The sequence below is a fragment of the Sulfolobales archaeon genome (genome assembly GCA_038897115.1).
Lineage (GTDB): Archaea > Thermoproteota > Thermoprotei_A > Sulfolobales > AG1 > AG1.
Window position 1 is genome coordinate 1 of sequence record JAWAXC010000155.1, and the last position, 3,778, is coordinate 3,778.

Below are 3,778 nucleotides of genomic sequence, written 5' to 3' on the forward strand. Positions count from 1 at the left end.
AACAAGCGATTCGGGGAGTAGTGTGGTCATGATCATCGGTGTTATCGCGTTAGGATCTTTTGTATCGAATCTAGCTATGCCAGAAGCTCCTAGGCCGGCTACCACCATTGAGATCGTTAGTATATAGCCTGCTGCTAGGAACATTATCGACCCCCTTGAAAGATCATCCACATTCCTAGCCATATATATTCTCTGGAGAACCTGGGGGTTTGTGAGGGCGAAGAAGATCCATGGGAGTGTTAGCGAGACAAACCTCTCAGGCGTCCAGAAGCCCATACCACCTGGCAGTGTGTGTAGATACGCTGGTGATGATGAGAGCCCAGGGGCTAGGTAGAGTGCAAAGACAATCACAACCCCTAGGAAGAAAGCCCCTTGAAGGATATCCGTATAAACCACGCCCTTCAACCCACCGTAGAAAACGTAGAGAAAAACAGTTGCTAGTGTTACCACTATAGCCACCTCTCTGGGTATGCCGAAGCGGCTTAGAACTACTGCAGGCCCTATCACCTGGACACTCATATATGGTATCATGAATATTAGATACGAGGAGCTCACCACATACCTAGTTATCCTCGATCCGTTATTTGCATAGATCATCTGTGTAGGGGTCAAGATCCTAGTTTCTTAGCCCTCTCATAGATCCTAGGCCCTAGGATGCTCAATATGGCAGCAGTCCCCATCAGATAGATCAGCTCAAATCCAAGGGTTCCCACACCATATAGATATGTATAGCCAACAAGCCCAACAAACATAAAAGCGCTATAGGTGGTTGCAAAATATGTGAAGAAGAAGTGAAGCCTATTAAGAGCTCTACTACCTAAGTAATACTCATCAACAGAGACCAACGCACCCCTCCTCCTAGCCAGCTCTCCAAGATATAGACAGAGGGCTACGAAGAGAGCAAAGGATATGGTAAGAGGTATAGCTACTGTGCCCTCGGCAGCCATATACTCACCCCCTAAGAGATAGAGATATATGTGCCAAGACTATGGAGATGAGCGATATAATAGCCCAGAATATGAAGAGGACATATGGAGGCGCCTCCCCTATAAATATATAGGGTGCTACGAAAGAAACTAGGATTAATATTGGGAAAAGCGCTACACCAAGCCAACGGGTGAAAGCCATTAAACCCCCGGACATGTGTTCGTCTAAGAACTTAAAAATTTAAAGAGAATAACCAGCACCTATTCTCAAACAGATCAAAACTATCATAATCGAAGACCCAGCCCTTCTAGAATAGGGGAAGGCTGGGGAAAATATATTTAGCTTTTGATATAGTTACAAGATGAAATGGTATGAAGTTAGTAGGTGGAGTCGCTGAATATTTAGGTGTGGTTAGGGGGAGTGAGGAGGATGCTTATAAGATTCTCCTAGATTCTCTGGGATATATATTGTGGAGCCTTGGAATGAGCTCCACGGATGCCCCCCGTATTCTAGAGGGCCTCGGACTTGATCTTCCACGGGATTTTGTTGAGAAGATCTCGTTGGATGTTGAAAGCTATATAGGTAGATCTTCTCCCGAGGATCTATATAGATATCAGGAGGAGGTTCTAGAGATGGTTTCTAAGAAATATATGCTGACCCCTTTCAGAGCCTCTAGATCTTCGATAGAGGCTGCCTCATCCCTCGCCTCAGAGCTTGTTGGGAAGCGTTGGGGGATATCGATAGCTGATCCCTTTATGGGGAGTGGTGAGCTATTGAGGAGGGCTGTTGAGGCTATGGGTGTTGAGAGGATCTCCAGGGTCTTTGGGCTTGAGGAGAACCCCCTCGCATGTGTTGTTGCATATGCCTCCCTCATAGCTATAGCTGGTGTGGATAGGGTATATGTTAGATGTGATAATGCTTTTAAACATCTATACAGGGTTGTTAGCACCGGTTCCCAGATCCTTCTATACGATGTTATAGTCACCACAACGCCCTCACATGATATCGAGAACCTCCCTAGGGAGTATGCTGATATAATGCTGGAGAGCCTCGTATCTCTGGGGTATGTGGATGCTGCATCAAGGATCTTCATAGATGCCCCAGCAGCATCTATATTAATCGCCAACTCCATCCTCAAAGAACAGGGTATCCTATCAGCTATAGCTAGGGGAACGCTGCTTCATAGACTCACAGGCTTCATAGCTAGGAGCCTTTTCAGGACTAGATATAGTGTTTTATCCATAATCAAATCCTCTGTGGATAGTAGGAAAAGGGGGAGCCAGGGGATCGAGGTCGTTATAACAGCTATAAAGAGCCCGGGATCTAGTGAGACTCTCTTCATAGATGCAGACGATGGGATAGAGCTAAGGACTCTGCTAAACATAGCTAGAGGAGGAGCTATACAGGCAGGTTTGGAAGCAAGAGTTAATCGAGCGAATCTAAGAGCCATTAGTAGCCTTATGAATAGGAATTGGCTGCTTCTATTCACAAGAGGCAACATGGATCGAAGGCTGGTGGAGGTTATATCGAGGCTTGCTAGCTCGGGTAGGATAGTGAGTCTTAGGAGGATCATATTTGAGATTGATATTAGAAGGGGTGTTGATATAGTTTCTCCAGACTTCTTCATGCTACCAAATAGGTATTGGATCATAAAGGATGAATATGGGGATTATATTGTGATAAAAAATATAGAGGATGGGAGAGAGCTGGAGATAAATAGGCGATATGTTAAGCCCTTTATATCTTTTAGTGACTATCGTAAGGAGAGGATCATGTTTCTCCATGCGCGACACTATATACTATCGATCCCTGAGGAGGGTATTGATAGACTGCAGAAAGATCTTGTGAGATATATTGAGTGGGGCATGAGGAGCGGTGCTGCCGCATCTGCAATTAGAAAATTCGGCTCCTCTTGGTATAGCTATCTATATAGGAGGATCACTTCTATGAGGCCCTATGGGGTTGTTTTCATCCCAGCAATGGTTGACATAAGTATTCTTAGAAATAGCTTCTATGCGGTAAGCAGTAGCAAGTATGATGTGATCGCTGATGGGGATCTCTATACATTGGGTAGAGCCACAAACTACCATAATCTCTTGGCAGTCTGGTTCAATAGCACACCATTCCTATCGATCATAGCTATGCTGTGTAAAACCTCCAAAGGCTCCTGGATCTTCTATGATAAGCAGGACTACCTAGAGCTCCCAGCACCGAATGTTGGGAGGATAGAGAATAGAGAGCTTATTGGTGAAAGCACCCTTTTATTGAATGACGTGGTTAAGGAGGTGCTACCCCCACTCGAGGAGCAGATCTTGGGTAGGCATTGGGTGAGGGAGAGGATAGATGGGCTTGTATCAGCATATATAGGTCTTAGGGGGGAGGAGATGGAGATTATGAGGGAGTCCCTTCTAGAGAGCATCTCAGAGCTAGCAAGAAGAGCATAGCCTTCCAGTAGCTATGAATGACTTTGTACTAACATATCTATTTCTTATCCTTGCAAGCGCTGTAGCTAGCCTCTCGATCTCCTCATAGGTGTTATATATATGTGGGCTAGCCCTAACACTCTTCTCAATCCCTAGGCTCCTATGTAGTGGGTAGGCACAGTGATGACCTGATCTAACCGCTATACCCTCAAGATCTAGTTGGAAGGCTAGTTGATGAGGATCTAATCCCTTTATATTAAAGCTCAGAACCCCAGCACCCCTGTCAGGTGGAGGGCTATAGATCTCTATCTCATCCCCAAGGGTTTCCCTCAATAGCTTCTCACCATAGCTCTGGAGGCTCCTCAGATATTCTAGAACATTATCCATACCGATTCTCATGAGGTATCTAGCAGCCTCTCCAAGCCCTA

At 45.4% G+C, this 3,778-nt stretch carries 4 protein-coding genes; 1 reads left to right on the plus strand and 3 read right to left on the minus strand.

The genetic code is table 11. The features are described from left to right. Together QXE01_12025 and QXE01_12030 are read right to left on the minus strand one after the other, a co-directional pair. Window positions 1-597, minus strand: a 597-nt coding sequence (locus QXE01_12025; GenBank protein ID MEM4971966.1) for a hypothetical protein, incomplete at its 3' end; no start/stop codon positions are given. An 11-nt stretch (window positions 598-608) separates the two neighbouring features. Continuing rightward, window positions 609-947, minus strand: a complete 339-nt coding sequence (locus tag QXE01_12030) for a hypothetical protein (protein MEM4971967.1) — start codon at window positions 945-947, stop codon at window positions 609-611. Between the two features lie 351 nt (window positions 948-1,298). Between QXE01_12030 and QXE01_12035 the strand changes: the two genes are divergently transcribed. Continuing rightward, entirely contained in the window at window positions 1,299-3,371 is a 2,073-nt protein-coding gene (locus QXE01_12035; protein MEM4971968.1) for a hypothetical protein, read from the plus strand. On the opposite strand, the gene QXE01_12040 is transcribed toward QXE01_12035, so the two are convergent. Then, on the minus strand, window positions 3,354-3,778 hold a 425-nt coding region (locus QXE01_12040), incomplete at its 5' end, for an aminotransferase class V-fold PLP-dependent enzyme (GenBank protein MEM4971969.1). The genes QXE01_12035 and QXE01_12040 overlap by 18 nt on opposite strands.